Origin of the sequence: Agrobacterium sp. DSM 25558, assembly GCF_900100825.1 — a bacterium.
Classification (GTDB): domain Bacteria; phylum Pseudomonadota; class Alphaproteobacteria; order Rhizobiales; family Rhizobiaceae; genus Agrobacterium.
Genome location: NZ_FMUD01000020.1, coordinates 25,857 through 49,334, shown reverse-complemented (window position 1 = coordinate 49,334; position 23,478 = coordinate 25,857). Strand labels below are relative to the sequence as shown.

20 protein-coding genes are annotated in these 23,478 nt (G+C 57.2%); 14 read left to right on the top strand and 6 right to left on the bottom strand.

The genetic code is table 11. From position 1 onward, the window contains the following. Positions 1–22: 22 nt before the first annotated feature. From DSM25558_RS17165 to DSM25558_RS17140, 6 genes are all read left to right on the top strand, one after another. A complete protein-coding gene (locus DSM25558_RS17165) occupies positions 23–838 on the top strand; it encodes an inositol monophosphatase family protein (RefSeq protein WP_077105913.1) in 816 nt (271 codons plus the stop codon). Positions 839–971: 133 nt separating this feature from the next. Next, a complete protein-coding gene (ugpB, locus tag DSM25558_RS17160; protein WP_077105912.1) occupies positions 972–2,273 on the top strand; it encodes a sn-glycerol-3-phosphate ABC transporter substrate-binding protein UgpB in 1,302 nt (433 codons plus the stop codon). A 70-nt stretch (positions 2,274–2,343) separates the two neighbouring features. After that, positions 2,344–3,225, top strand: coding sequence for a sn-glycerol-3-phosphate ABC transporter permease UgpA (gene ugpA / locus DSM25558_RS17155; protein WP_045232773.1), 882 nt, complete (start codon positions 2,344–2,346; stop codon positions 3,223–3,225). 9 nt (positions 3,226–3,234) lie between these two features. Next, positions 3,235–4,083 carry a sn-glycerol-3-phosphate ABC transporter permease UgpE gene (gene ugpE, locus DSM25558_RS17150; protein WP_045232774.1) on the top strand — a complete coding sequence of 283 codons (849 nt, stop codon included), beginning with the start codon at positions 3,235–3,237 and terminating at the stop codon, positions 4,081–4,083. Further along, positions 4,083–5,150 carry a sn-glycerol-3-phosphate import ATP-binding protein UgpC gene (locus DSM25558_RS17145; RefSeq protein WP_077105911.1) on the top strand — a complete coding sequence of 356 codons (1,068 nt, stop codon included), beginning with the start codon at positions 4,083–4,085 and terminating at the stop codon, positions 5,148–5,150. The genes ugpE and DSM25558_RS17145 overlap by 1 nt, the downstream gene beginning before the upstream one ends. Positions 5,151–5,191: 41 nt before the next feature. Beyond that, entirely contained in the window at positions 5,192–5,896 is a 705-nt protein-coding gene (locus DSM25558_RS17140; RefSeq protein WP_077105910.1) for an HAD family hydrolase, read from the top strand. Here DSM25558_RS17140 and DSM25558_RS17135 read toward each other — a convergent pair. The 4 genes from DSM25558_RS17135 to DSM25558_RS17120 all read right to left on the bottom strand — a co-directional run bounded on the left by DSM25558_RS17135 (position 5,881) and on the right by DSM25558_RS17120 (position 12,119). Further along, the gene (locus DSM25558_RS17135) at positions 5,881–9,012 is read right to left on the bottom strand and encodes an efflux RND transporter permease subunit (protein WP_077105909.1); all 3,132 of its coding nucleotides are present in this window, start codon (positions 9,010–9,012) and stop codon (positions 5,881–5,883) included. The two genes, DSM25558_RS17140 and DSM25558_RS17135, sit on opposite strands and share 16 nt — an antisense overlap. Continuing rightward, on the bottom strand, positions 9,009–10,043 hold the full coding sequence (locus DSM25558_RS17130) for an efflux RND transporter periplasmic adaptor subunit (protein ID WP_244554238.1): 1,035 nt from the start codon (positions 10,041–10,043) through the stop codon (positions 9,009–9,011). The genes DSM25558_RS17135 and DSM25558_RS17130 overlap by 4 nt, the downstream gene beginning before the upstream one ends. A 208-nt stretch (positions 10,044–10,251) precedes the next feature. Continuing rightward, entirely contained in the window at positions 10,252–10,944 is a 693-nt protein-coding gene (locus DSM25558_RS17125) for a CHASE3 domain-containing protein (RefSeq protein WP_077105907.1), read from the bottom strand. Between the two features lie 233 nt (positions 10,945–11,177). After that, positions 11,178–12,119, bottom strand: coding sequence for a GNAT family N-acetyltransferase (locus DSM25558_RS17120; RefSeq protein WP_077105906.1), 942 nt, complete (start codon positions 12,117–12,119; stop codon positions 11,178–11,180). Between the two features lie 153 nt (positions 12,120–12,272). Between DSM25558_RS17120 and argE the strand changes: the two genes are divergently transcribed. The 6 genes from argE (at position 12,273) to DSM25558_RS17090 (ending at position 18,819) form a co-directional block, all read left to right on the top strand. Then, complete coding sequence (argE, locus tag DSM25558_RS17115) at positions 12,273–13,397, top strand: acetylornithine deacetylase (RefSeq protein WP_077105905.1); 1,125 nt, start codon at positions 12,273–12,275, stop codon at positions 13,395–13,397. A 101-nt stretch (positions 13,398–13,498) separates the two neighbouring features. Further along, positions 13,499–14,422 (top strand): 2-hydroxyacid dehydrogenase, encoded by a 924-nt coding sequence (locus DSM25558_RS17110; RefSeq protein ID WP_077105961.1) that lies wholly within the window; start codon positions 13,499–13,501, stop codon positions 14,420–14,422. Between the two features lie 21 nt (positions 14,423–14,443). Beyond that, on the top strand, positions 14,444–14,806 hold the full coding sequence (locus DSM25558_RS17105) for a cupin domain-containing protein (protein WP_077105904.1): 363 nt from the start codon (positions 14,444–14,446) through the stop codon (positions 14,804–14,806). 14 nt (positions 14,807–14,820) lie between these two features. Continuing rightward, positions 14,821–16,284, top strand: a complete 1,464-nt coding sequence (locus DSM25558_RS17100) for an aldehyde dehydrogenase family protein (protein ID WP_077105960.1) — start codon at positions 14,821–14,823, stop codon at positions 16,282–16,284. A 14-nt stretch (positions 16,285–16,298) separates the two neighbouring features. Further along, on the top strand, positions 16,299–17,345 hold the full coding sequence (locus DSM25558_RS17095) for a tartrate dehydrogenase (protein ID WP_077105903.1): 1,047 nt from the start codon (positions 16,299–16,301) through the stop codon (positions 17,343–17,345). 16 nt (positions 17,346–17,361) lie between these two features. Further along, on the top strand, positions 17,362–18,819 hold the full coding sequence (locus tag DSM25558_RS17090) for an NAD-dependent succinate-semialdehyde dehydrogenase (RefSeq protein WP_077105902.1): 1,458 nt from the start codon (positions 17,362–17,364) through the stop codon (positions 18,817–18,819). A gap of 34 nt (positions 18,820–18,853) precedes the next feature. On the opposite strand, the gene DSM25558_RS17085 is transcribed toward DSM25558_RS17090, so the two are convergent. Both DSM25558_RS17085 and DSM25558_RS17080 read right to left on the bottom strand, forming a co-directional pair. Continuing rightward, complete coding sequence (locus DSM25558_RS17085; RefSeq protein WP_077105901.1) at positions 18,854–20,131, bottom strand: NAD(P)/FAD-dependent oxidoreductase; 1,278 nt, start codon at positions 20,129–20,131, stop codon at positions 18,854–18,856. A gap of 27 nt (positions 20,132–20,158) precedes the next feature. Further along, positions 20,159–20,827 (bottom strand): haloacid dehalogenase type II, encoded by a 669-nt coding sequence (locus DSM25558_RS17080; protein WP_077105900.1) that lies wholly within the window; start codon positions 20,825–20,827, stop codon positions 20,159–20,161. A gap of 319 nt (positions 20,828–21,146) precedes the next feature. Between DSM25558_RS17080 and DSM25558_RS17075 the strand changes: the two genes are divergently transcribed. Together DSM25558_RS17075 and DSM25558_RS17070 are read left to right on the top strand one after the other, a co-directional pair. Further along, positions 21,147–21,980, top strand: a complete 834-nt coding sequence (locus DSM25558_RS17075) for a GNAT family N-acetyltransferase (protein ID WP_077105899.1) — start codon at positions 21,147–21,149, stop codon at positions 21,978–21,980. A gap of 14 nt (positions 21,981–21,994) precedes the next feature. Further along, on the top strand, positions 21,995–23,368 hold the full coding sequence (locus DSM25558_RS17070; protein WP_077105898.1) for an aspartate aminotransferase family protein: 1,374 nt from the start codon (positions 21,995–21,997) through the stop codon (positions 23,366–23,368). Positions 23,369–23,478 lie beyond the last annotated feature (110 nt).

Here is a 23,478-nt window from a genome sequence, read left to right as displayed (position 1 = left end):
CTTAGTTTTGAGAGATCCATTCATGCAATCCACACAACAGGATATCGAGGCCCGGCTGACGCTGGCACAGGAAATGGCGCTGGAAGCGGGTGCCATGGCGCTCGATTATTTCAACAACCGCGATGCACTGGTGATCGAAACCAAGCGTGATCCACAGGACGTCGTGTCGATTGCCGACCGCGAAGTCGAAAACCTCATCCGCGACCGTGTTGCGAAGGCGTTTCCCCAAGACGGATTTCTGGGTGAGGAATACGGTCTGATCGCCGGTACGTCTGCGTTTACGTGGGTGGTCGATCCCATCGATGGCACCAGCCCCTTCGTCAACGGCATGCCAAACTGGTGTGTTTCGATTGCGGTGATCAGCGGTGGCGAACCTGTGGTCGGTGTCATCAATGCGCCGTGTCACAGCGAAATCTACAGCAGTGCTCTGGGCATGGGTGCGACGTTGAATGGTAAAGCGCTGATGCTCGACAACACACGCACCATCCGCAATTCGGTCACCGGCATCGGTGCCAATAATTACGTGACGCCAGCTTTCGTTGCGAGCATGATCGAAGACCTGTTGTCTTCGGGCGGCAACTTTATCCGCAACGGTTCCGGCGCGCTGATGCTGGCCTATGTCGCCGCCGGTCGGCTCGTCGGGTATTACGAGCCCTACATGCATGCGTGGGATTGCATGGCGGGTTTCTGCCTCGTTCGGGAGGCAGGCGGCTGGTTTCATCCATTCCCGACTGAGGGCGAGAAACTGACCAAGGGTGCCCCGGTCATTGCCGCAGCACCGGGTGCCATTGATGACCTTAGTCGTATCGCGGGGTTGACCGGCAAGGCTGAGGCGTGAAAGTTATTTTCGTCATTGCTCATGGAGACTATGATCGACTACGAAAGAGAAAATGCGGGATCGAGGAGGATTCCGGAGTTGGCAAGCCAGCCGGGCAGACAGCACCGGCGGCATCAAGGGAGGAACTACACGTATGAAACGCTTTTACGCATCCATTTTCGCGACTGCTGCCGCAGCGCTGATGTCATCCACCGCCTTCGCCGCCACGGAAATTCAATGGTGGCATGCCATGACCGGTGCCAATAACGAAGTGGTCGATAATCTGGCCAAGGAGTTCAATGAAGGTCAGAAGGACTATAAGATCGTCCCGGTCTTCAAGGGCACCTATCCTGAAACGCTGAATGCGGGCATTGCCGCTTTCCGCGCCAAACAGCCTCCGGCCATCATTCAGGTATTCGATGCTGGTAGTGGCGTGATGATGGGAGCGGAAGGTGCCATCAAACCGGCAGCCGATGTGCTGAAAGTGGGTGGATACGAGTTCGACAAGTCGAAATATCTGGCCGGTATCGTTGCCTATTATTCTAAGCCCGACGGCACCATGCTGTCCTTCCCCTATAATTCGTCGTCGCCGATTCTTTATTACAACAAGGACACGTTCCAGAAAGCCGGGCTCGATCCGGCAAATCCGCCAAAGACCTGGCCGGACGTGTTTGCAGCCGCTCGCAAGATCAAGAGCAGCGGTGCCTCCGCATGCGGCTTTACCTCGACATGGTTGACATGGATCCAGACGGAGAACTTTGCCGCCTGGAATAACGTCTCTTACGGCAGCCATGAGAATGGCCTCGGCAGCACGGATGTGAAGCTTGCTTTCAATGCGCCGTTGTTCGTTGAGCATTTTCAGACAATTGCTGATCTCGCAAAGGAAGGCGTGTTCCGTTATGGCGGACGAACATCCGAAGCCAAGCAACTGTTCATGTCTGGTGAATGCGGCATTCTGACCGAGTCTTCCGGCGGGCTTGGCGATATCGTCAAGACCGGCATGAATTACGGTATCGGCCAGTTGCCTTATTACGAAGGCCACGGACCGCAGAACACCATTCCCGGCGGCGCCAGCCTGTGGGTGTTTGGTGGCAAGAGCGATGCCGAATACAAGGGTGTTGCGGAGTTCTTCAACTTCCTCTCGCAGACCAAGATTCAGGCTCGCCTGCACCAGGTCTCCGGCTACATGCCGGTGACGATCGCGGCTTACGATGAAACCAAGAAGTCCGGCTTCTACGACAAGAACCCGGGTCGTGAAACGCCGCTGTTGCAGATGATGGGCAAGCCGCCGACGGAAAATTCCAAGGGTGTTCGCCTCGTCAACCTGCCGCAGGTCCGCGACATCATGAACGAGGAATTCGAGTCCATGCTGGCCGGCAAACAGGACGCGAAAGCCGCCCTCGACAAGGCAGTTGAACGCGGCAACGCGGCCATTCAGCAGGCAATCGGCAAATAACGAAGCCGAACTTCCTTCGCCCGCATCGTGACGATGCGGGCGAAACCGTCCGTCCGTTCAGGAGATCGCCGTGCAAAGCGTCATCTTTCCCAACAAAGTCCTACCGTATTTGCTGGTCGCTCCGCAGATCGTTCTCACCGTGGTGTTCTTCTTCTGGCCAGCCAGTCAGGCGTTATACCAGTCAACAATGCGCGAAGATCCGTTCGGGCTTTCCAGCAATTTCGTTGGAATGGCGAATTTTTCGGCGGTCCTGTCCGATCCGAATTATCTGCATGCGCTGAGGGTGACGGTGGTCTTCAGCCTGTTCACAGCGCTGGTCTCCATGGGGCTGGCACTGTTGCTGGCCACCGCTGCTGACCGCGTTGTGCGCGGCAAAGGTTTTTATCGCACGCTCATGATCATGCCCTATGCCGTGGCTCCGGCGGTTGCCGGCATGCTCTGGTTGTTCATGTTCAATCCGGCAATGGGCACATTCGCCTATCTGCTGCGCCGCAACGGTATCGATTGGGATCCGCTGCTGGATGGCAATCAGGCAATGCTGCTGGTGGTAGCCGCTGCTGCCTGGAAGCAAATCAGCTATAATTTCCTGTTCTTCGTTGCCGGTCTGCAGGCCATTCCGAAATCGCTGCTTGAGGCAGCCTCTATCGATGGCGCGCGTGGCAGCCGCCGTTTCTGGACCATCGTCTTTCCGCTTCTGGCACCGACGACGTTCTTCCTGCTGGTCGTCAACACCGTCTACGCCTTCTTCGACACCTTCGGCATCATCCATTCCGTCACCGGCGGCGGCCCGGCCAAGGCCACGGAAACGCTGGTTTACAAGGTTTATAATGATGGCTTCGTCAACCTGAACCTCGGCTCGTCGGCGGCGCAATCCGTCATTCTGATGATCATCGTCATTGCGCTCACCGCGTTCCAGTTTCGGTTCGTGGAAAAGCGTGTGCATTACGGCTGAGGTGAGACCATGATCGAAAATCGCCCCGTCGCGAAGCTGGTCGCGCATCTGATGCTGATCCTCGGCATCATCGTCGTTGCCTTCCCGATTTACTACACCTTCATCGCGTCATCGATGACCTCCAACGACATCATCCGTCCACCCATGTCGCTGCTGCCCGGCGGGCATCTGGCGGAGAACTACGGCGAGGCCATGTCCACCGGTGTCGAGCGCGTCGTCGGCGTCAGCCTTGAGCGGTTGCTGTTCAACAGCTTCGTTGTTGCGCTGGCCATCGCCATCGGCAAGATCGTCATCTCGTTTCTCTCGGCATTCGCGATTGTCTTCTTCCGCTTTCCGTTTCGCATGGGCTTCTTCTGGATGATCTTCATCACGCTGATGCTACCGGTGGAGGTGCGCATCCTGCCGACATACAAGGTCATCGTCGATCTCGGCCTGATCGATACCTATGCGGGACTGACCCTGCCGTTGATGGCATCTGCCACCGCGACCTTCCTGTTCAGGCAGTTTTTTCTGACCATACCCGGGGAAATGGTTGAAGCGGCGCGCATCGACAATGCCGGGCCGTTCCGCTTCATGCGCGATATTCTTCTGCCGCTGTCGAAGACCAATATCGCAGCGCTCTTCGTGATCCTGTTTATCTATGGCTGGACCCAATATCTATGGCCGCTGCTGGTCACCAATGACGCCAAGATGAACACGATCATCATCGGTCTGAGGCGCATGGTGGATTTCACCGATGCCTCGACCCCCTGGAACTACGTGATGGTCACCGCGATCCTGGCTGTCATTCCCCCTATTATCGTCGTCGTGCTGATGCAGCGCTGGTTCGTCAAAGGCTTGGTGGAGACCGAAAAATAATGGCAAAAATTGTCCTGAAGGATGTCCGCAAGGTCTATGGCGGTTCTGTCGAGGCCATCAAGGGAGTATCGATGGATATTGCCGATGGCGAGTTGATCGTTCTGGTCGGCCCCTCGGGCTGCGGGAAATCGACGTTGTTGCGGATGATTGCCGGGCTTGAAAGCATTTCCGGCGGTGAGATTTCAATCGGAGACCGCGTCGTCAACGATCTGGAACCGGCCGAACGCGACATTGCCATGGTGTTCCAGAATTATGCGCTCTATCCGCATATGAGCGTGCGCCAGAACCTGTCCTACGGTTTGAAAAATCGTAACACGCCGAAAGAGGAGATCGACCGGCGCATCGACGAAGCCGCCAAGGCGCTTGAGATCGAGCAGTTTCTAGATCGCAAACCCCGCCAACTCTCCGGCGGCCAACGCCAACGCGTGGCCATGGGCCGTGCCATCGTCCGTAAGCCTGCGGCCTTTCTGTTCGATGAGCCACTGTCCAATCTGGATGCGAAGCTACGCGTACAGATGCGCGTCGAAATCCGCCGGCTTCAGCGCGCGCTTGCCACGACCAGCGTTTATGTCACCCACGACCAGATGGAAGCCATGACGTTGGCCGACCGGCTGGTGGTGCTGAATGCTGGGCGGATCGAGCAGATCGGCAGCCCTATAGACCTGTATGAGCGCCCGGCCACGACTTTCGTCGCCACCTTCATCGGCTCGCCGTCGATGAACCTGTTGCCACATGTTACCGGGCAGGCGGCTGGTGCCGGATGGTCGCTGGCCGATAGCACATCGCTTCCCGGCAATGTCCGCACGCTTGGCATTCGCCCGGAAGATATCACGGTGGCGGATCAAAGTGCTACCACAAGCGGATTTCGCGGAGAGGTGCGGGTGGATGCGGTTGAACTCGTCGGCGCGGAAAGCTATGTACATGGCGCGTTCCCCGACGGCTCCGTGATCGTTTTCCGCGTTCCCGGCCGTTCGCGTATCCAGATCGGCGAGACCTTGGCCATTTCTGCCGTAGCAAAAGATTTCCATCTTTTCGATGAAAGCGGCCAGCGGCTGGATGCGTCGTGATGAAGCTTCTATCGATATGAACGAGTGACATTGAGACGATCATGCCAGACGGTAGCCAACCAATACCCTTTACGAAAACCTATAACGCCTTTCTGTTTGACATGGACGGCACGCTGCTCAACTCCATCGCATTGGTGGAGCGGGTCTGGCGGAATTGGGCGCATCTGCGTGGTGTCGATGCGGACCACCTGTTGACGAAAATCCACGGTGTGCGGGCCATTGATGCGATCACGGCACTGAACCTGCCCGGCGTCGATGCCGCAAGAGACTCAGCGATGTTGCTTGAGGAAGAGATGTCGACGACCGAAGGCATCGTCGCCATTTCCGGCGTTAGCGCCTTCCTGTCATCGCTGCCGTCAGATCGTTGGGCAATCGTGACTTCGGCACCGCGAAAGCTGGCTCTACTGCGCCTTGAGGCTGTCGGTATTCCGTTGCCGAAAGTGCTCGTTACTGCCGAGGATGTCGTGAGTGGTAAGCCAGACCCAGAAGGTTATTGCCTTGGCGCTCAAAGGCTTGGATTTGATCCTCACGACTGCCTCGTGTTCGAGGATGCGCCCGCCGGAATTCTCGCTGGTGAACGCGCCGGCTCCGACGTTGTTGTCGTCACCGCGACCCATTCGGTTGATCATGGGACAGCGCATCGAACTTTCGTAAACTATGATGATCTGGTGGCAGTTGCGACGACAGATGGCGTCGCATTGATGTCCGTCAGACAAGCAAATGTGGCCGATCAGGCCGCAGGTTGAACTTCAATATTCGCACTATCTCGGTGGCGAAGCTTATCAAGCAGAAGATAGATGACCGGTGTGGTGTAGAGGGTCAACAACTGGCTGACGAGCAGTCCACCAACGATCGCATAGCCGAGGGGTTGTCGTAGTTCCGAGCCTGAGCCGTGTCCGATAGCAAGCGGCAAACCTCCCAGAAGTGCGGCCATGGTCGTCATCAGGATTGGCCTGAAGCGCATATGTGCGGCCTTCAAGATGGCGTCTTCGCTGCTCAGCGCTTCGTCCCGCTCGGCCTGGATCGCGAAATCGACCAGCATGATCCCGTTCTTTTTGACGATACCGATCAGAAGAATGACGCCAATCATTGCCACCAAGCCAAAATCGAAGCCCGCCACCTGCAAAGCCAACAGCGCACCAAGCCCCGCAGATGGCAACGTCGACAGGATCGTCAGCGGATGGGTCAGGCTTTCGTAGAGCACACCTAGAATGATGTAGACCACCACCAGCGATGCCAGGATTAGGAGTGGAATGGTCCCCAAACTGTCCTTGAACGCCTTTGCGCTGCCTGAAAAACTTGTCTGGAGTGATGCTGGAGGGTGCATGTCCGCCACCGTCGTCTCGATTGCTTGCGTCGCTTGGCCCAACGCAACGTTAGAGGCAAGATTGAAGGAGATCGTAACTGCCGGGGATTGGCCCTGATGAGAAATCGATACCGGTGCAGTGCCGTCTGTCGTCCACTTGGCAACGACAGAAAGTGGAACGAGTGTTCCGTTGCTTGCGCGAACGGATAGCCGATCAAGGGTCGCGATATCCCGTTGCAGGCTGGGGAGAATTTCGAGGACGACACGGAATGTATCGGTCTGGGTCGAGAAGGAGGCCACCTGTCGTTGCCCGAACGCGTCATACAGGGTCTCATCGATCGTTGATGGAAGAACGCCGTAAAGCGTTGCGGCAGCTCGGTCGATTTTGATGGTGAGATTGGGAGCCTCTGCCTGCTGATCACTTCCGACATCACGCAGTTCGGAAAGCCCTTGAAGCTTGCTTGTGACTTTGGCGGACCAGTCGCTCAGTTCCGAGATGTCGGCATCCTGAAGCGTGAACTGGTACTGCGTTTTCGCCGGACGCGCTCCGATATTGATATCCTGCGCCGACTGCATGAAGAGCTTGATGCCCTGTTGTGCATTCAGAGCCGTTCCGAGCCGATCTATGACCGTTTTTGCGCTAGCGTCCCGATCTTCCAGCGGCTTGAGCGTTATATTGACGTGCCCCTGATTGAGGGCGTTCCCGCCATTACCGCCGCCAACGTCCATGAACACGCTGTATACGGCCGGGTCTTTCATGATGATTTCACTGACCCGCTCCTGCAGCTTTGCCATTTCAGTGAAAGAGATGTCTGGCGATGCCTGCGACAGACCTGCGATAAAGCCCGTATCCTGCTCTGGGAAGAAACCTTTCGGCGCGATGATGAACAGGTAGGCGGTCGCAGCTATAGTCGCCAGAAAGACCCCGAGTGTTAAGAAACGATGCCTGATGACGGGCTTTAAACTGCGCATGTAAAGCGATGATAGATAATCAAAAAAAGCTTCCCCAGCTTTGTAGAAACGTCCGCGTTGATGCTCACCCACGGGTCGTATGAATTTCGAAGCCAGCATCGGCGTGAGCGTCAGCGATACGATCGCGGAGATAATGATGGCAACCGTTAGAGTCACCGCAAACTCTCGGAACAGCCGACCGACAATACCGCCCATCAGCAGGATAGGGATCAAAACGGCAATCAGAGAAAGGCTGATTGAAACAATAGTAAAGCCAATTTCCCTTGCACCTATCAACGCCGCTTGGCGTGGCTCGACTCCATCCTCGATGTGACGCGAAATGTTTTCGAGCATGACGATTGCGTCATCAACGACAAACCCAACAGCGACGACGAGCGCCATGAGAGACAGATTATCGAGGCTGAAACCGAGAAGCCACATGGGTGCCAGCGAGCCTACGAGTGCGATCGGTAGGGTCAGAACCGGAATGATGGTCGCGCGAACATTTCGCAGGAACAGGAATATAACGACGACGACGAGGCCGATCGTCAACATCAGCGTAAACTGCACATCATCGACCGATGCCCTGATCGTGGTCGTGCGGTCGGTCACCAATTCAAGTTTGACGGATTTGGGCAGCGATGCCTGTAGCGCTGGCAGCTGCTCCTTCACGGCATTGACAACGGCAATGACATTAGCGCCGGGTTGGCGGAAAACATCCAGCGCTATGCCGCGCTCGCCGTTTGTCCAATGGGCCATCTTGTTATCTTCGGCACCATCCGTTGCTTGACCAATATCGCGGATGCGGACAGGGCCGCCGTTGCGGTAAGCGATGACGGCATCGTTCCACTCGGCACTACTGCCGATCTGGTCGTTGGTGTAGATCGGAAACGTCCGTGTCGGGTCATCGATGTTGCCCTTCGGCGCACTTAAACTGAGATTGCCGATTGCCGTTCTGACGTCTTCCAAAGCCACATCGGCCTGTGCAAGACGACCCGGATCGACGGCAATCCTGATTGCTGGTTTCTGTTTGCCGCCAATATTGACGAAGGCCACCCCGGAAACCTGTCCAATCTTGGACGCGACGTTGCGCTCGATATATTCATCGAGTTGAGGCAGCGTCAAAATATCGGAGCTGGCGGATAATTGCATGATCGGAGCATCGGCCGGGTTCGCTTTGCGCACAGTCGGCAACGAGGTCATGTCTTTTGGAAGTTGTCCTGCCGCCTCGCTGATTGCCGTCTGAACATCACTGGCTGCGGTCTGGATATCCTGATCCAACCCGAACTGGACGGTAATCGACGTTGTCCCAAGCGAACTGTTGGATGTCATTTCAGTGATGCCGCTGACGCGCGACAGAGCCTCCTCGATAGGCTGGGCAACGCTGGAGGCCATCGTTTCCGGCGACGCCCCGGGAAGGTTTGCGGCAATCTGGACCGTCGGGAAGTCGATTTGGGGCAGCGCCGAGACGGGCATGAAGGGATAGCAGATAGCACCGACGAGGAAGATGCCCGCCATGATCAGGCTGGTTGCCACCGGGTGCACGATGAAAAAGTCGAAGAAACCGGAGGTCTTCGCTTCGCTTTCGGGACGGTTGTCGGTCATGGTCCGGCTTTCTCCGCAAGCTCGCCGGTCGGCAATCCGGTCCACGGTGTCACCGAAACTTTCATGCCGTCACCAATCCGCGATTGACCGTCCATGACGACCTGTTCGCCCTCTTGGATGCCCTCGGTTACCAGTGCCCGCGCCGCTGTTACGAACGCCGTTTTAACGGCACGTTTCTCAACCTTGTCACCTGCACCGACGACATAGGCGTAGAGGCCGTCCCGCCCTCGGGCGAGCGCCTTGTCCGGTACGACGACACCCTGTTTCTGTTCGACTGTCAGGATGGTCGCAACGGGTAAGCCCGGCCACAATGCGCCATCCGCATTGTTGAATGTCGCTCTGAGATGGATGGAGCCGTTCGAGGCGTCGACGGCGTTGTCCATTGTCGTGAGTTTGCCCTTCGCCAGGGTGCGAGTGCCATCGGTCGTGACGAGCGTCACTTGAGCGACACTGCGATTCAGTGCTTCGCGGATTTCGCCGAATGTGTCTCCGGGTGCCACGAACGATACCGCGACCGGATCCATCTGCGTAATCGTGACGATCCCATCCGTCGAGCTTGCGCTGACGACACTCCCGACATCGACTTGCTTGAACCCGGTTCGTCCGGATATGGGCGCAATAACCGTCGCAAAGCCCAGCTGTGTCTCTGCGCTTTTGATCATCGCCTCATCATACTGAACGGCCGCAGCGTATTGCTCGCTTGCTGCGGTTTTCTGTTCGAGTGTGGATGCTGAAGCAACGCCCTTTTCCGCCAATGTCGCGTAGCGCTGCGCATCAGTGCGTGCGCTGTTGAGTTGCGCTTCGTCCTGCGCTTTTTTGGCCTTGGATGAAGCTAAGGCCGAGGAAAGTTCGCGGTCGTCGAGCTTGAGCAGGACGCTGCCTTTCTCCACCATTTGCCCCTCCACGAAGTCGATCTCTGTGACCTGACCGTCGATTCTGGGGCGCACGGTCACGGTTTGCAGTGGAGAAACGGTGCCTATTCCATTGATGACACGATTGATGGTTTCGATCTGCGCCTTGTAGGCGGTCACAGGGATTGCCGGCGCGTCATCTGCGGCCGAAGCCCCGGTATGGAGTGCGAAAAAACTGCAAAAGGCAATGCTGCAAAACTGCGTCCCAGAGGAGGCAAGCCACTGAACCCAAGGTCTTCTCATGCCTGCCACTCCCAAAATTTAGCAGAATAACGCACGCCGAAGATTTTGGTTCAGAGGCTCTATTTTTGCGCGACGCCATCGGTGGTCATGACCGCTTTACGTCCTCTGGCTCCGATCGTCGCGTCCTTGTCAGGTACATTTCGACGCCAGCCCGGGTCAGAAATGATGCCAGTCCAATGGCGATAGCGACAATCCTTATCCGAAGTTCATCGGATTCGACCTCGGCCTGCCGGACCTGCAACAAACCGCGTTCATGGACGGTAATGTCGCCGATGACGTCGCGAATACGATCCATCGTCGCCTCTGCCATATATTTGCTCTCCTGCGCACGCGCCGCATCGGCATCAGCGGTATCGTGGAGCGTGATGGACTGACTTAATTCGCCCAGCTTCTTGTCGATCAGCACACCGAGCTGCTTGACCCTAGTCACTTGGATTTCATTGTCGGATATCCTGGTCAACAAATCGGCGCGCAGCGTTTGTAGTCGGCCCAGTGCTTTTTCGTAGGGCGCGAGGTACTGCCGGTCACTGCTGACCAGATAGCCCCTTTGCCCGGTCTCTGCATCGTCGAGAGCGATGAGCACATCCTTTGTTGTATCGATTGCCTCGTAGGTGTGAACGACCATATCCTGGTGGTCACTAAGAAGGGTATGAGTCCACGTCGTCGCGAGCACCCCCGCTGCGATGACGATGCCGACGGGTATCGAGCGCAGCAGAGTAGGGATCGTCAGATAGTTCCGACGTAGAGATTCCCAGGACCATCCGTTTGTTTGGTTCATCGAAGGTGCTGCCATTTCCGATCAATGTATTCGGAGTAAACCGAAGATATGGTCAACATCGCATGGAATAGATAGGGCTGCCAAGCGCGGTTGAGGCGGCTGGCCAAGCCGTGAGAACCGTGGTCTTTCAGGCGGTAGCAACGATGCTCCAGATTCAGCCATTTCGCATTGTGAAAATTGAGGATTTCGTGCCCAGCGCGAGCTTACCATTTTTTAACAGCGTCGAAATTGACTCAACCAAACGCTTGGCTGGCAAGTGCCCAGGTCTTCGGCTGCAAACCCTGCTGGCCGCCGCTCTCTCGCATCCAAGACCCGCCAAGCGACATGGTGGTGACCGTATCGAAAACGGCTATACCGGAGCGCGCGAGATATTGCGGGAAATTGCCGCTTTCCTCTCGCGTATCAAGCCTTAGGAACTGGCCCGCATGATCCATCACATGCGGATGCGTGACGGCGATGGCATCAGCCTCGTTGAAGGCGACGACCGGGCCGATCAATGCGCCGCGCCCGAAACGACGACAGAGAGAGAAAGCCGCGATGCGTTGCTCTCGCATCAGCACGACACCTTTGGAAACCGGCAGCAATGACTTAAACAGCGTCTTACGACTGGCACCGAAGGCTTTCTCATCAAGCGTTAGGATTGCATCGACATCGCCTGATGTCAGCGCGCGCAGGGTAGTGCCGCCTGGAAGTCGAGGGGTAGCGATGGGTGTTGCCTCACCCTGACACTGAAACACCGTCTTTTCGATCATGAAACCCATGGACTGGTAAAGACGCTTGGCGGCACGGGTGGCGTTCAGCCCGAACTGCCGCTTGCCAGCCTGCTGCATAACATGCAGCATCATCCAACTTCCGGCTCCTCTGGCCTGAAGCCGCGGTGGCGTTATGACCATACCAATCGTGGAAAAGCTTTGTCCGAAATCAAACCACATGGCCGAGCCTGCAAGCCGTCCAATGGAATCGACAGCAACGACACCGTTGCCGTTTTCAAGAAGCATGTGCCAGTCCTTGGGGCGGTGAGGCCAGCCAACGCCGACAGACAGAGCATGCAGCTTTTCAATATCGGCCCTCGCGATATCCTCAAGCGTCAGTTCAAAAGCTTCAAGCTGTATGGTGTCGTGATGATCCACCGCGCCCCCTTGTACAGGCTCCGTGCGCAAGGAGCGTTCCTGCATGTTATCATTCCGTTTTCCAGAATTACGGCATCGGCACCAAATATTTCAGCCGAATTTGCCGGTCTTTCAGCAGTATCCACTAAAACAGGGAGGCTTTCAGCGGCTTCTGGGTCCCAAAGGCTCTATTTTATCTGAAAAGAACATGAGGCTGGGATGACGGAATTCGACATACTCGAACGACTGGTGTCTTTTCCTTCAGTGGTGGGGCAGCCCAATGCGGATATCGTGCAGTGGATTGCCGATTACGCTCGAAGCCAAGGCGCACAGGTGACGACCGCCTTGGGGCCGGAAGGCGACCGCTATAACCTGTTCGCCACCATCGGCCCGCGGGACGTGCCGGGTGTCATTCTCTCCGGCCATATGGATGTCGTTCCGGCTGGCGAAGCAGAATGGTCGAGCGACCCCTTCACCTTGCGCGCCGATGGTGAAACGCTTTATGGACGCGGCACCAGCGACATGAAAGGTTTTCTGGCCTGCGCACTCACCGTCCTTTCCGCATATGCGAAAATGCCATTGAAGCGGCCCATACATCTTGCTTTTTCCTATGATGAGGAAGCCGGTTGCAAGGGCGTGCCGCACCTCATCAAGCTCATTCCCACGCTATGTGCTCTCCCAGATATGTGCGTCGTTGGTGAGCCGAGTGGCCTGCGCGCCATTCGCGCCCATAAAGGAAAAGCCGCCGCACGGATCACCGTCCGTGGACGATCCGGCCATTCGTCGCGGCCTGATAAGGGTTTGAATGCCATTCATGCCATGAGCGAAATCCTGGCCAGTGCCGTGAATGCAGCCAACGCACTGACCCATGGCCCATTCGACAGCAGTTTCGAGCCGGCCTACTCCTCGCTTCAGGTGGGAAAGATCAGTGGCGGACAGGCGGTCAATATTATTCCCGACCTTTGCGTCGCGGACATCGAGGCAAGAGCGATTTCAGGCGTTTCGCCCGCCGGGCTACTGGAGCCACTGCGTGAGGCAGCCGAGGCCCTAAACCTGCACGGCTTCGAAACGACATTCGAGATGTTGAGCGAATATCCAGCTCTATCGCTAGCAGTCGATGCTCCGCTCACCGCCATCATGCGTGACCTGACCGGTATCGAGCTGCTGGCTGCGGTGAGTTACGGCACCGAAGCCGGGCTATATCAGGCGTCAGGTATCGACAGCATTATCTGCGGTCCCGGCGATATCGCACGCGTCCACAGGGCAAACGAGTTTATCACCCGTGACGAACTTTCTGCATGTCGCAGCATGCTTGTAAACCTGGGAGCGCGCTTGAGCGCTTGAGCCCACAAATCAGTCAGATGTGCTGCGATCCGTTGCCGCTTCAGTGCATCCTGCCGTGTGAAATACGCCAACTTCAAGTGACCGAAGACGAGGGCTGGCGCATGACATTTCTGTTCAATTCCGACGCAGCGCGGGCGAAAATCTTCGCTGAGCTTTTTGCGCAAGAATTACCAGACGTGCCATTTGCGTCCGATCCGGCGTCTGTCGATCCTGCAAGCGTGCGCTATCTCATCACCTGGACTGCCCCTGCGGACCTTGCCAGCTATAAGAATCTGGAAATCCTGTTTTCCATCGGTGCCGGTATCGACCAGTTCGATACATCGGTCTTGCCCACCCACGTCAAACTGGTGCGCATGGTGGAAGACGGCATTATCAGGATGATGCAGGAATACGTGACGCTCGGCGTTCTTGCACTCCACCGTCGCTTGCCCGAGTATCTAGCGCAACAGTCGAGAGCCGAGTGGAAAGCACAGCCCGTGAAGCAGGCGCATGAGCGGCGTGTCGGCGTACTGGGCCTCGGTCATCTCGGCAAAGCGGTTCTTGAGCGGTTGAAACCTTTCGGTTTTCCCCTGTCTGGCTGGAGCCGCAGCGCCCATAAAATCGATGGTGTCACATGCCATCATGGGGCAGATCAGCTCGACAGCTTTCTAGCAACCACCGATATCCTCATTTGTCTGCTGCCGCTGACGCCGGAGACGCGCGGGTTTCTGAACGCCAACCTCTTTTCGAAACTGCCATCCGGCGCAGCACTGTTCCACGCAGGCCGTGGGCCGCAGCTCGATCAACTGGCGTTGATTGAAGCTCTCCACAGCGGCCATCTGTCCGGTGCGGTGCTTGATGTGACCGACCCGGAACCGCTGCCATCAGACCATCCGCTCTGGCAGCATCCCGGCGTCATCATCACCCCGCACATCGCGTCCGTCACGCAGCCGGAAACGGCAGCGATGGCCGTGATCGACAATATCCGCCGCCACACAAACGGCCTCGACCCAATCGGCCTCATTGACCGCAGCCGTGGCTACTGAACTGCACAGAAAGGACATTTCATGTCACTCATCACCCGTATCGACACCAACCCGCAGACCACGCCGAAAGAAGCTTTGCCTACACCTGAACGGCTTATTTCCGGCAATCCCTCCTTCAAGACATGGGCGCTGGACGATTGCCGTGATGGCACCGTTCATACCCGTATTTGGGAAGCAACACCCGGGGAAACCCATTCCATCAAAGGCACGACCTACGAATTCTGCCACATTATTTCCGGCGTCATCGAGCTCGAGGAAAAAGATGGCGACACTGTTACCTACCGTGCCGGAGACAGCTTCATGATGAAGCCAGGCTTCGTTGGCGTCTGGCGCACCATCGAGACCGTTCGCAAGATTTATGTGACAGTAACCGACCCGGCATAGGGGACGACATGGCGATGACGCTCAGTTTCGATCCAGACACGATTTCGCTGCCGCATTATCATTTCATCGGTGGTGAAAAGGTGGATGCAGGCGAGGGCATTGCTATGCGACGCCCCTCGGACGGCGTTGCATTTGGCGACTGCCCTGTGGCCAGCGCCGATCTGGTGGATCGAGCAGTTCAGACGGCCAAAACGGCGCTCAAAAGCAGCAACTGGGGTGGCGTGCGACCGCGCGACCGCACCCGCGCGATGCACCGCTGGGCTGATCTGATCGAGCAAGATGCCGAGTATTTGGCGAAGCTGGAGGCCGTGTCATCCACCCGACCCGTCGGGCATCTGGTCGCGGGAGATATCGCGGTTACCGCCGAACAAATCCGTTTCTTCGCTGAGTTTGCAGACAAGGAAGGCAGCGATCTGGTGCCGACGTCCGATGCGAGCCTCGGCATGATCATGACCGAGCCTTACGGTGTCGTCGGTGCCATCACCCCATGGAATTTTCCCCTGTCTATGGCAGGGTGGAAACTGGGCCCGGCGCTTGCCGCAGGCAATGCCGTGGTGCTGAAGCCTTCCGAAATGACGCCGTTTTCGACATTGCGCATTGCCGAGCTTTCGGTTGAGGCCGGTATTCCTGCCGGTCTCATCAATGTCGTGCTGGGCGACGGCATGGTTACGGGCAATGCTATCACCGGCCACACGGATATTTCGAAAGTCAGCTTCACCGGCTCAACCGCTGCCGGTGCCGCCATTATGCAGAATGTCGCGCGCACCGGTATCAAACCGATGACGCTGGAGCTCGGCGGTAAAAGTCCGCAGGTGGTCTTTGCGGATGCCGATATCGACCGGACGGCTAAAGCAATTGCTCAGAGCATTATCTCCAATGCCGGACAAGCCTGCGTGGCAGGCTCACGCCTGATCGTTGCCAAGGAGATTGCAGAGGAGCTGATTGCTGCGATTACCACCATCATGCGTCGCGTCGAGACCGGTCCGACATGGGATGAGAAAACCCAATACAGCCCGATCATTTCGCAAAAGCAGATTGAACGCATCGACGCCATCGTGCGTGCGGCCATCGGTGCAGGCGCAGAGTGCCTGACTGGCGGGCAGATCATGGATCGCGACGGTTACTTTTACGCTCCAACGCTGCTTGGCAACGTCAGGCAGGATTCCCCTGCCGTGACCGAGGAAATCTTTGGGCCAGTGTTGACGCTACAGACATTTGAGGATGAGGAAGAGGCTCTGGCCTTGGCCGATCATCCCACTTACGGCCTAGCAGCAGGCGTCTTCACGCGCGATCTGTCGCGGGCCATTCGCGTGACGAGACGGTTGCAGGCTGGCACGATCTGGGTCAATCGTTATGGCCGCTCTCGCGATCATATTCTGCCGACCGGCGGGTACAAAAGCTCCGGTATCGGCAAGGATTTGGGACGAGAGGCCTATGTGGCGAACCGGAAGTCCAAAAGCGTTCTCATCGATCTCTAAAGCGGATATTGCATATGAAAAATCATTCCATCGCACTCATTCCCGGAGACGGCATCGGCACCGCCGTCATCGACGCCACCTGGGCCGTGTTGCAGGCAGCGGCGAAAAAGCAGGGCAGCTTCACTCTTAGCGAGACGACATTTCCGTGGTCCTGTGCCTTCTTTAAGGAAACGGGCGCGATGATGCCAGCGGATGGAATAGAAACCCTGCGTGGTTTCGATGCCATACTATTGGGTGCCGTGGGTTGGCCATCCGAGGTGCCGGATTCCGTTTCTCTGCACGGCCTGCTGCTGCCGATCCGTAAAGCCTTCGTGCAATATGCCAATATCCGCCCCCACCGTCTGCTGCCGGGTGTCGAGGGTCCCCTGAGGAAAGAAGGCTTCGACATCCTTTGCATCCGTGAAAACACCGAAGGGGAATATTCCGGCGCTGGTGGTCGCGTCCATGTCGGCACACCGGACGAAGTTGCTGTCGAAACCTCTATCTTTACCCGCGCGGGCGTGGAGCGCATTCTGCGTTTCGGTTTCGAGCAGGCACGCTCCCGTCGTAAAAAACTGGCGTCTGTCACCAAGTCCAATGCCCAGAAATATTCTATGGTATTCTGGGACGAGATGACCGCGAAAATTGCCGCCGAATATCCCGACGTGGAGGTGACGAATTATCACATCGACGCCATGGCGGCGCGCATGGTGATGGCACCGGAAACGCTGGATGTTGTCGTCGCTTCCAACCTGTTCGGCGATATTCTGACCGATCTCGGTGCGGCCATTCAGGGCGGGCTTGGCTTTGCGGCATCGGCAAATATCAACCCGGATCGTTCGGCACCCTCGATGTTCGAGCCAGTGCATGGCTCGGCTCCCGACATTGCGCATCTCGGCATTGCCAATCCCATCGCGGCCATCTGGTCTGGCGCGATGATGCTCGATCATCTCGGAGAGAGCCAAGCCGCCGCCGATATTATCTCGGCAATCGAAGCCGCAACGGCCAAGGGCATCGGTACGGTACCCGGCAAGGATAAGACGGACACCATTACAGCCGCCGTGCTGGCAGCGCTGGTTTAAAACGGAGGAGAACGGAATGAGTTTTCTTAAAGATCAGGATCTGTTTCGGCAGCAGGGCCTCATTGGAGGTCAATGGCTGGATGCGGCATGCGGCAAAACGGTTGAGGTGATAGACCCCGCCACGCAAAAAGCGCTGGGTAGCGTACCGGACATGGGCGGCGATGAAACCCGTGCAGCCATCGATGCTGCCGCAAAAGCCTTTGCGCCATGGAAAGCCAAGACCCATGCGGAGCGCGCAGCGCTTCTGGAAAAATGGTACGCGCTGATGATCGAGCACGAGGACGATCTCGGGCTCCTCTTGACGATGGAACAGGGGAAACCTCTGACCGAAGGCAAGGGTGAAATCCGCTATGGCGCGTCCTTCGTCAAATGGTTTGCCGAGGAGGCCCGGCGTATCAACGGCCACACCATTCCTTCCCCCACCACAGACCGCCGCATCGTCATTCTTAAGGAAGCGGTTGGTGTTTGTGGCATCATCACGCCGTGGAATTTTCCCAACGCCATGATCACCCGCAAGGTCGCGCCAGCGCTTGCCGCCGGATGCACTGTTGTCATCAAGCCGTCCGAATTCACGCCCTATTCCGCGCTAGCACTGGGAGTTCTGGCAGAACGGGCGGGAATTCCGTCAGGCGTCATCAACATCGTTACCGGCATGCCGACTGAGATCGGCAACGAGCTGCTGTCGAACGAAACGGTCCGTAAGATATCCTTCACCGGCTCCACCCGCATCGGCTCGCTTCTAATGCGCGGCGCGGCTGACAGCATCAAGCGCCTGAGCCTTGAGCTTGGCGGCAACGCGCCCTTCATCGTGTTTGACGATGCTGATCTGGATCTCGCCGTCGACGGTGCCATCGCGTCCAAATTCCGCAATGGCGGGCAGACTTGCGTCTGCTCCAACCGCATTCTGGTGCAGGCTGGTGTATATGATGCCTTCGCGGCCAAGATATCGGCGCGGGTATCCGCCATGAAGGTTGGCCCGGGTACGGAGGCGAATATCGATATCGGCCCGATGATCAACGCTGCCGCCATCGACAAGATCAACCGGCATATCGAAGACGCACTTTCCAAAGGTGCGGAAATCCTGTCGACGCCACCGAAATTGCCTGACGGTGACCAGTTCACAGCACCAATCGTGCTGGGCGGTGCCACGACCGACATGCTGCTGGCGGGAGAAGAAACCTTCGGGCCCGTCGCACCGCTGTTCCGCTTCGAGACAGAAGAAGAGGCGCTCGCCATCGCCAACGGTACGCCGTTTGGCCTTGCTGCCTATTTCTACACGGAAAGCCTGAAGCGTTCATGGCGCGTGGCGGAAGCACTGGAATTCGGGATGGTGGGGCTGAACACGGGTTCGGTATCCATGGAAGTCGCGCCTTTCGGCGGCGTCAAGCAATCCGGCCTAGGCCGTGAGGGCGCGGAGTGCGGGATCGAGGAATATCTGGAAACCAAGGCCTTCCATATTGGCGGCCTGAACTGAAACGAAGAGGCCCGCAAAAGCGGGCCTCTCACCGTTACTGGAACTTGTCGAGCATCTTATAATAGAAGCCGACGACAGGCAGGAACCACGGTTTGCCGGAATAGCCAGGCACCGCGTTCCAATCCAGTCCCTTCAGCGGGTTGCGGTCCGGTTTGCCAAGCAGTTTGTCTGCAAGAAGCGTTCCCATATGGATCGACATCTGCGCGCCGTGGCCGGAATAGCCCATGGCGAAATTCAGGCCTTCGACTTCGCCTGCCCGCGGAAACCGGTCACTGGTCATGCCGACCAGACCGCCCCAGCAGTAATCGATATCGACGCTGCGCAATTGCGGGAAGATGTCGGCCAGTCCACTCTTGAGGATTTCACCGCTTTTCGCATCTGAACGCGCATCGGACGTCGCAGAAAATCGTGCCCGCCCACCGAAGATCAAACGGTTATCTGGTGATAGCCGGAAATAGTTGCCGATATTCATGGAGGTCACGCAAGTGCGGTTGCCGGGCATGACAGAGGCGACCTCGTTATCGCTCAGTTGTCTCGTTGCCACGATGAAGCTGCCGACGGGGATAATGCGGCGCTTGAAATAATCGAATGGCCCCGCCGTATAGGCGTTGGTGGCAACAATGACATTGCGCGCCTCGATAGTGCCGCGCGGTGTGGTTAGCCGGTGGACACCGCCCTGTTCACTGCGATCCGTCACCGGTGCTTTTTCAAAAATCGTCACGCCGTGGCGCACGCAGGCTTCCGCAATGCCATGGACGAAACGGCCCATATGCATCATGCCACTTTTCTTCGAGAGCATCGCACCATGGAAATTATCCGAACCGATCTCATTTTTCAGATCGCCCTTGGAAAGAAGCGCCGTGTCAGGGTCTATCTCTCGGTTGACGACCTCGAAGTTTTTGGCAATCGCGTCGAAATGGCCGGGCTTGGAGGCCAGTTTCAGCTTGCCAGCTCGTCTGAAGTTGCAATCGAGACCTTCTTCAGCGACGATTGCCTCGATGGTATCCACTGACGCGTCGTAGGCGCGATAGAGCGCGCTGGCACGCTCTATCCCCAAATGTCCCTTCGCCGAGATGAAGCTGTGGGCGATGCCGTTGTTCAGATGCCCGCCATTGCGGCCAGAGCCGCCGAAGCCGACATGTTGGGCTTCCAGCACCACCACTTTCGCGCCGCCCTTCGCTAGACTTCGCGCCGCCGAAAGTCCGGTAAAACCACCGCCGATGACAGCGACATCGAAGGTGCCTTCGACCTGTCCCGGTGCCGCTGAGGTGAAGACGGGGGCCGTATCGTGCCAGTAGGATTTGAACTGCATCGTCCTCATTCCCCTCTATGAAATGCGTTAAAGCCCAACGACGCCCGGCAAGCCCGAGATATCCTTGATTTCGGTGTAGCCGTAATATGGATTGGCCGGTTCATGGCCTCTGTTAACCCAGACCTTGTTCTTGATGCCGAGATCATGCGCCGACATCAGATCGTAGCGGAACGATGAGGAGACGTGGAGAATGTCTTCCGGATTGCAGCCCAGCATGTCGAACATATATTCGAACGCCTGGAAACGCGGCTTGTAGGCATTGGCCTGCTGCGCGGTGTAGACCTTATGGAAGGGTGCGCCCAGCTTCTCCACATTGTGCATGATCTGTTCATCCATGGCGTTCGATAGTATGACCAGTGGAATTTCCTTGGCGACCTTTGCAAGCCCGGCAGGCACATCCGAATGCGGACCCCAGCTTGGCACCTGCTCATAAACAAAACGGCCGTCTTCGTCCTTGAAGGTCACGTTATTCCTGCGGCAGGCGCGCTCTACGGCATTATGGACAACTTCATTATAAGGCTTCCAGTCACCCATAATTTCATCCAGCCGATAGGCGGCGAAGTTCTTGATGAACTGCGCCATCTTTTCAGCATCCAACTGCTCGCCGTAGAGCGTCTGTGCTGCTTCGGCCATCTGGAAATTCGTCAGCGTGCCGTAGCAATCGAAGGTGATGTATTTCGGGCGAAACTGGGTCATGTCGTTTGTCCTTGTGGATTGGCCATACGGCTACGCTGCTCATGGAGAACATCATAGTCGCGGGAACTCGGCTGCACGCACCGCAATCACCATGCAGCGAAGCAGATTGTTGCGTATAGACAGGCAGCTTTGGCAGAGAGTTCCGCTAAGCACAGCGATATGCCTACTCGGGGACCTCCGACTCTCGGTCCGCAGCATAAGATGCGGCACTTGCCATTCCAGACAGCGCAAACTGATTAAACCTCTATCCAGGTCAGGACGATCTACTTTGTGTGAGCGGCTATGAATAAGAAAAGCAAACTGCCGCGAGGGAAACGCCATGCTGGCGAGCCAGATCGATCTCGTTGAATTAACAGCCAACCATCTTGAGGGAGCACTGGCGCTCTCACAGCAGGCGCAATGGCCGCACCGGATCGAAGACTGGGCCATGGCTCTTGCGATCAGCAAAGGTGTAGCCGCTGTTCACAAGGGTCGTGTTCTCGGAACAGCGATGACCACGCTTTATGGGGATGATGCTGCGACCATTAATATGGTCATTGTCGATGAAGCCATGCGTGGGCTTGGCATCGGCAAGCGTCTGATGGATTTTGCGTTGAATGCCGCCAGCGGCCGCGAATGCCGGCTGGTCGCCACGCAAGACGGGCTGCCGCTTTATCAAAAGCTCGGTTTCCGGGAAACGCATCGCATCGTTCAGCATCAGGGTCCTGTTTCCGCCATACAGCCTAGCGAAGGGGTGGCGTGGGCAGATGCGAAAGACGCGGCAGAATGTCCGCGCCTTGACCTTGCGGCCTGTGGCATGGATCGGCGCGATCTCATCACGTATCTCGCCAGCAATGGCCGCCTTGCCGTCATTCATCGCGATGGCCGAGTTGCCGGCTTTGCCGCAATCCGCCACTTCGGACGCGGGGAAGTTGTAGGTCCGATCGTCGCAGAAAATGCTGCGGATGCGAAAAACTTGCTGTCGTTTCTTATGGCCGGGCGTGAGGGGCAATTCCTGCGCGTCGATACGAGTGAGCAAAGCGGCCTCGCATCGTGGCTGACGGAGCTTGGCTTGTCCCATGTCGGCGGCGGCATCGCCATGGTCCGCGATGTGAAACCCTCCTCAAACACTACCGTTCAAACATTTGCATTGGCCAGTCAGGCCCTTGGTTGATCCTGGAGATCGTTATGCTCAGCAATTCCCTTATCGAACTCGACCGCGCGCACCTGGTTCATCCGGTCGCATCCTATAGAGGCCATGAAAAACTCGGCGTCCGGGTTTTGAAGTCTGCAAAGGGTGCCACCGTCACCGACATGACCGGCCATCAAATGATCGATGGGTTCGCTGGCCTGTGGTGCGTCAATGCGGGCTACGGCCACGAAAGCATCGTTGAAGCCGCTGCCAAGCAGATGCGCGAGTTGCCATACGCGACGGGCTATTTCAGCCTCGGTTCGGAACCTGCGATCCGTCTAGCATCGGAACTGGCAGATCGCGCGCCAGGCGATCTCAACCATATCTATTTCACGCTTGGCGGCTCCGATGCCGTAGATAGTACGGTGCGTCTCATCCGTTATTATTACCATTCTCTCGGCACGCCGCAGAAAGACCAGTTCATTTCACTCGAGCAGGGCTATCACGGTTCGAGCACGGTCGGTGCTGGCCTCACGGCACTTCCGATATTTCATGCAGGCTTCGGTCTGCCGTTCGACTGGCAGCACAAAATTCCGTCGCATTATGCCTATCGCAACCCGGTTGGTACCGACCCGCAAGCCATTATTGCTTCCTCCGTCTCGGCGTTGCGGACAAAGATCGAAGAAATTGGCGCGGAGCGCGTCGCAGCTTTTTATGTCGAACCGATCCAAGGCTCGGGTGGCGTTCTTGTGCCGCCGGATGGCTGGTTGAAGGCGATGCATGCGGTTTGCAAAGAATACGATGTGCTGCTGGTGGCTGACGAAGTCATTACCGGCTTTGGTCGCACCGGTCCGCTCTTTGCGTGTTCGGAAGATGATGTCGTTCCGGATTTCATGACCACGGCGAAAGGCCTGACCTCCGGTTACGTGCCGATGGGTGCTGTGTTCATGTCCGACAGGGTGTACAATGTCATTGCAGATGGTGCAGGCAGCGCCGCTATAGGACACGGTTACACCTATTCAGCCCATCCGGTCAGCGCCGCTGTGGGTCTGGAAGTGCTGAGACTGTATGAAAACGGACTTCTGGACAACGGCGTCAAGGCGGGTGCGCGATTGATGGCCGGGCTTGAGAGCCTTGCAGACCACCCGCTTGTCGGGGATGTACGCGGTCGCGGAATGCTGGCGGCTATCGAGCTGGTGACGGACAAACAGAAGAAAACCCCGTTGCCCGCCGCTGCTGACCCATCCCGCCGTATTTTCGACCGCGCCTGGGACAATGGCCTCGTCATCCGCGCCTTCGGCAATGGCGTTCTGGGCTACGCGCCACCGCTCTGCTGCACGGAAAGTGAGATCGACGCTATCATCGAGCGCACCCGGATGACGCTGGATCAGACGTTGGAAGACCCGGACGTGCGTTCAGTCATGGCGTGAAGGGCTGCGCTGGAAATACCGCTTTGACGGCATATTCGGAATATTGTGCCGCAGGGGTTCGGTCTTTCAGCTGATACCGCGAGTGATTGTTGCGATTATAAGCGAAAGAA

Bases quoted from the DNA above. Each gene is read 5' to 3' on its own strand.
- DSM25558_RS17165 (WP_077105913.1), top strand. From the start codon at position 23: ATGCAATCCACACAACAGGATATCGAGGCCCGGCTGACGCTGGCACAG.
- ugpB (WP_077105912.1), top strand. From the start codon at position 972: ATGAAACGCTTTTACGCATCCATTTTCGCGACTGCTGCCGCAGCGCTG.
- ugpE (WP_045232774.1), top strand. From the start codon at position 3,235: ATGATCGAAAATCGCCCCGTCGCGAAGCTGGTCGCGCATCTGATGCTG.
- DSM25558_RS17145 (WP_077105911.1), top strand. From the start codon at position 4,083: ATGGCAAAAATTGTCCTGAAGGATGTCCGCAAGGTCTATGGCGGTTCT.
- DSM25558_RS17140 (WP_077105910.1), top strand. From the start codon at position 5,192: ATGCCAGACGGTAGCCAACCAATACCCTTTACGAAAACCTATAACGCC.
- DSM25558_RS17135 (WP_077105909.1), bottom strand. From the start codon at position 9,012: ATGACCGACAACCGTCCCGAAAGCGAAGCGAAGACCTCCGGTTTCTTC.
- DSM25558_RS17125 (WP_077105907.1), bottom strand. From the start codon at position 10,944: ATGAACCAAACAAACGGATGGTCCTGGGAATCTCTACGTCGGAACTAT.
- DSM25558_RS17120 (WP_077105906.1), bottom strand. From the start codon at position 12,119: ATGCAGGAACGCTCCTTGCGCACGGAGCCTGTACAAGGGGGCGCGGTG.
- argE (WP_077105905.1), top strand. From the start codon at position 12,273: ATGACGGAATTCGACATACTCGAACGACTGGTGTCTTTTCCTTCAGTG.
- DSM25558_RS17110 (WP_077105961.1), top strand. From the start codon at position 13,499: ATGACATTTCTGTTCAATTCCGACGCAGCGCGGGCGAAAATCTTCGCT.
- DSM25558_RS17105 (WP_077105904.1), top strand. From the start codon at position 14,444: ATGTCACTCATCACCCGTATCGACACCAACCCGCAGACCACGCCGAAA.
- DSM25558_RS17100 (WP_077105960.1), top strand. From the start codon at position 14,821: ATGACGCTCAGTTTCGATCCAGACACGATTTCGCTGCCGCATTATCAT.
- DSM25558_RS17095 (WP_077105903.1), top strand. From the start codon at position 16,299: ATGAAAAATCATTCCATCGCACTCATTCCCGGAGACGGCATCGGCACC.
- DSM25558_RS17090 (WP_077105902.1), top strand. From the start codon at position 17,362: ATGAGTTTTCTTAAAGATCAGGATCTGTTTCGGCAGCAGGGCCTCATT.
- DSM25558_RS17085 (WP_077105901.1), bottom strand. From the start codon at position 20,131: ATGCAGTTCAAATCCTACTGGCACGATACGGCCCCCGTCTTCACCTCA.
- DSM25558_RS17080 (WP_077105900.1), bottom strand. From the start codon at position 20,827: ATGACCCAGTTTCGCCCGAAATACATCACCTTCGATTGCTACGGCACG.
- DSM25558_RS17075 (WP_077105899.1), top strand. From the start codon at position 21,147: ATGCTGGCGAGCCAGATCGATCTCGTTGAATTAACAGCCAACCATCTT.
- DSM25558_RS17070 (WP_077105898.1), top strand. From the start codon at position 21,995: ATGCTCAGCAATTCCCTTATCGAACTCGACCGCGCGCACCTGGTTCAT.